This is a genomic window from Alteromonas sp. AO-Serp (genome assembly GCF_017849675.1).
Lineage (GTDB): Bacteria > Pseudomonadota > Gammaproteobacteria > Enterobacterales > Alteromonadaceae > Alteromonas > Alteromonas macleodii.
Genome location: NZ_JAFLMX010000168.1, coordinates 1 through 2,669, shown reverse-complemented (window position 1 = coordinate 2,669; position 2,669 = coordinate 1). Strand labels below are relative to the sequence as shown.

General features: G+C 43.2%; 4 protein-coding genes. 1 reads left to right on the top strand and 3 read right to left on the bottom strand.

The window, feature by feature from the left end:
- A partial coding sequence (locus tag QVA83_RS11875; RefSeq protein ID WP_287498492.1) for an AAA family ATPase occupies window positions 1–581 on the top strand: 581 nt, incomplete at its 5' end.
- A gap of 89 nt (window positions 582–670) precedes the next feature.
- On the opposite strand, the gene QVA83_RS11870 is transcribed toward QVA83_RS11875, so the two are convergent.
- The 3 genes from QVA83_RS11870 to QVA83_RS11860 all read right to left on the bottom strand — a co-directional run bounded on the left by QVA83_RS11870 (window position 671) and on the right by QVA83_RS11860 (window position 2,598).
- Window positions 671–1,114, bottom strand: coding sequence for a helix-turn-helix domain-containing protein (locus QVA83_RS11870; RefSeq protein ID WP_014950967.1), 444 nt, complete (start codon window positions 1,112–1,114; stop codon window positions 671–673).
- A 9-nt stretch (window positions 1,115–1,123) separates the two neighbouring features.
- Entirely contained in the window at window positions 1,124–1,465 is a 342-nt protein-coding gene (locus QVA83_RS11865) for a DUF4258 domain-containing protein (RefSeq protein ID WP_061096005.1), read from the bottom strand.
- A gap of 128 nt (window positions 1,466–1,593) precedes the next feature.
- Window positions 1,594–2,598, bottom strand: a complete 1,005-nt coding sequence (locus tag QVA83_RS11860) for an ATP-grasp domain-containing protein (RefSeq protein WP_287498491.1) — start codon at window positions 2,596–2,598, stop codon at window positions 1,594–1,596.
- Window positions 2,599–2,669 lie beyond the last annotated feature (71 nt).

The window sequence follows — 2,669 nt, the reverse complement described above, 5'->3', positions numbered from 1 at the left end:
GTATTGTGTTTATCGACGAAATTGACAAAATTTGTAAGCGCGAGGGTAACTCATCGGCTGATGTATCTCGCGAAGGTGTTCAGCGTGACTTGCTTCCACTTGTGGAAGGTTCAACGGTTTCGACAAAACACGGCATGGTTAAAACTGACCATATCTTGTTTATCGCTTCGGGCGCATTCCAAATGAGCAAGCCGTCTGACCTTATTCCAGAGCTTCAGGGTCGTCTTCCAATTCGCGTTGAGCTATCTGCGCTTAAAGTCGGTGACTTCAAGCGCATTCTTACCGAGCCGAATGCGTCATTAACTCACCAGTACATTGCGCTAATGAAGACCGAAGGCGTGGATATTAGTTTCGACGATTCTGGTATACAGCGTATAGCCGAAGCGGCATGGCAGGTGAATGAGCGCACTGAAAACATTGGTGCCCGCCGTTTGCACACCGTGCTAGAGCGCCTTATGGAAGATATCTCGTTTGACGCCTCTGAAAAGAGCGGTGAGTCGTTCGTGATTGATGCAGACTACGTTAACAGCCACTTAGAGACCTTGGTAGATAACGAAGATCTGTCGCGCTTTATCTTGTAATTTAGCGCTAAGTAGAAGGGTTAGTTGATATGTTCAACTAACCCTTCTACATGAACAAGAATTAAAAAGCCGACGTTAAGTCGGCTTTTTTACCATTCTACTTTTTCCCAATGGTCTTCGACTTCTTCAAGACGAATTATTTTTGCAGCTTCTTCCGCTTGGGTATTTGCTAGTAAATCAAGAAAGTAACTTACGGGATTATTCTTCTCTTGGCTTTCCATGTATAAGGCTCTTAAGGCAGCATCTGTTGTCCGTGGAATTTTTGTTTGACCTTTCTCATAACGCGCAATGGTCTGTTCATCAACACCAAAACGATTCGCCAGCATTTTTTGAGAAACATTTAGTTCTACACGTAAGAATTTAAACTCATCATGAGCAAGAGGCTTGTTGGTATTAACAATTGTCTGTGCTATCGCACTATGAAGACCGTTCATATCGTCAATGCTTGTATATTCTTCACCGTCTACAACTTCAACGGTAACACCGTTTTTCAGGTATACATTTGATAACCCGCTTTCAGTGTAATGGTACATTTTACCCTCTCAACTTATCCATACAGTAATTAGAAATGACATTGGACTATCATGATGATTTTTAAGTGCAACAGTGAGTTCGATAACTTTGCCCGCAGCTAAACCTTTCAAATTAAATTTCCAGTCTCCAGAAATATCAAGATATGGCCCCTCTCTAAATACTGAGTGCTTACTTTTTAATAAAGTGATCACCTGACCTGTAGTGATTCCTCGCTCATGCATGCGCTGTTTAACATGTTTAGTCCACCGAATCCGGTGAGTATAGTTTTCTGCGAGGTCATTCATTATTTTTCTGGCAGTTTCCTCTGTAAGAGGGAATTCATTAATACCTTGGGGATTGTGATTAGCCATGAATGCCTTTTGAAATTCATCCTATCATATTGATAGGTTGTTGGGGTGTTGTCAATGATTGCGTAAAGGCTTCTAAACAATCGCAAATTTGTTTTGGAAACCCAATTAGCCTGTAAGCGTCCTGCTTGCTACGACGAAGTCTTCACCAGCAGTGCTACCAATTTTTCTGTTATATCTAGACCGGTATCGTTCTCTACTTTTAGGAAGTAAGGGCTGGGGTTGGCCTCTAAAAAAAAGTATTTTCCCTTCGCACTTTTACGCCAGTCTATCGCACACCAGTGCATACCTAATGCTTTGCATATTTTGACAGCTAGCTGCTGAACATCTCTGGGGACTAGGGTTACCGATACGCTCGCATTGTCGTCATTCCTGTAATCTAATTCACTTGAGTCGATTTGTACGCTGAGTACGTCATTGCCAAGCACATAGCTTCGTACATTCACGCCTGCAATATATTTTTGAAAGGTAACAGGGCGTTCACCTAAAAGCGCATTGAGTAACGAGCGCATGTTTGGTTGTTTATTCACAAACTGCGCAGTTCGACCGCCGCGTACAGGCTTGTAAATAACGTCTCGCATATTGTTACAAAACTGCGAAGCAACCTCGGGTGCATTGCCAACAAAGGTGTAGGGAATATGTGCTCCTAGTTTGCCAGCAATACGCGATTGATAAGGTTTACACTGGTGGCTTCGAACAGCGTCGATAGAGTTCACCCATTTAATGTCGCTATAGCTGAACCAGCAAAGTAGCGTACTTGCTCGCTCTTGCTCAACCCACCCCGCGTTTTCTAACAAACTAGAGTCTCTATCATCAGAATTATCACGCTGTGCTTGAGCGTCTGCACTGCTATCATTTCTAGCGTTTTCACTCGGGGACTTAGGTGGCAATCCTGGCAAGTACTCATGCCAATAAGCGGCCTGGGTATTCGAGAACGTAACTCTAGATTGGTCGCAAAGTGAAGGTGAATTAAAATGAATTAGCCCGTCATCAAAGTCAGGGTCATAGCTGATGGTCCAGGTAGAGCCAAAATGCTGCGTATTGGCAAAGTAAAAGGGCGTGTTACTTTGGCGAAGCGCCATGGCTATATGTTGAATTTGTGGGTCTTGTTCACTGCCTAGTAGAGCTACGTGCATTTGCGTTCCTTGCTAGGATTTTTGCATATTGATAGAAGTTGATAGTTTTCAAAGCAACACATGGGATATTG

What these genes read in the sequence shown, in the direction of transcription:
- QVA83_RS11870 (WP_014950967.1), bottom strand. Translation starts at nt 1,114, where the DNA reads ATGTACCATTACACTGAAAGCGGGTTATCAAATGTATACCTGAAAAAC.
- QVA83_RS11865 (WP_061096005.1), bottom strand. Translation starts at nt 1,465, where the DNA reads ATGGCTAATCACAATCCCCAAGGTATTAATGAATTCCCTCTTACAGAG.
- QVA83_RS11860 (WP_287498491.1), bottom strand. Translation starts at nt 2,598, where the DNA reads ATGCACGTAGCTCTACTAGGCAGTGAACAAGACCCACAAATTCAACAT.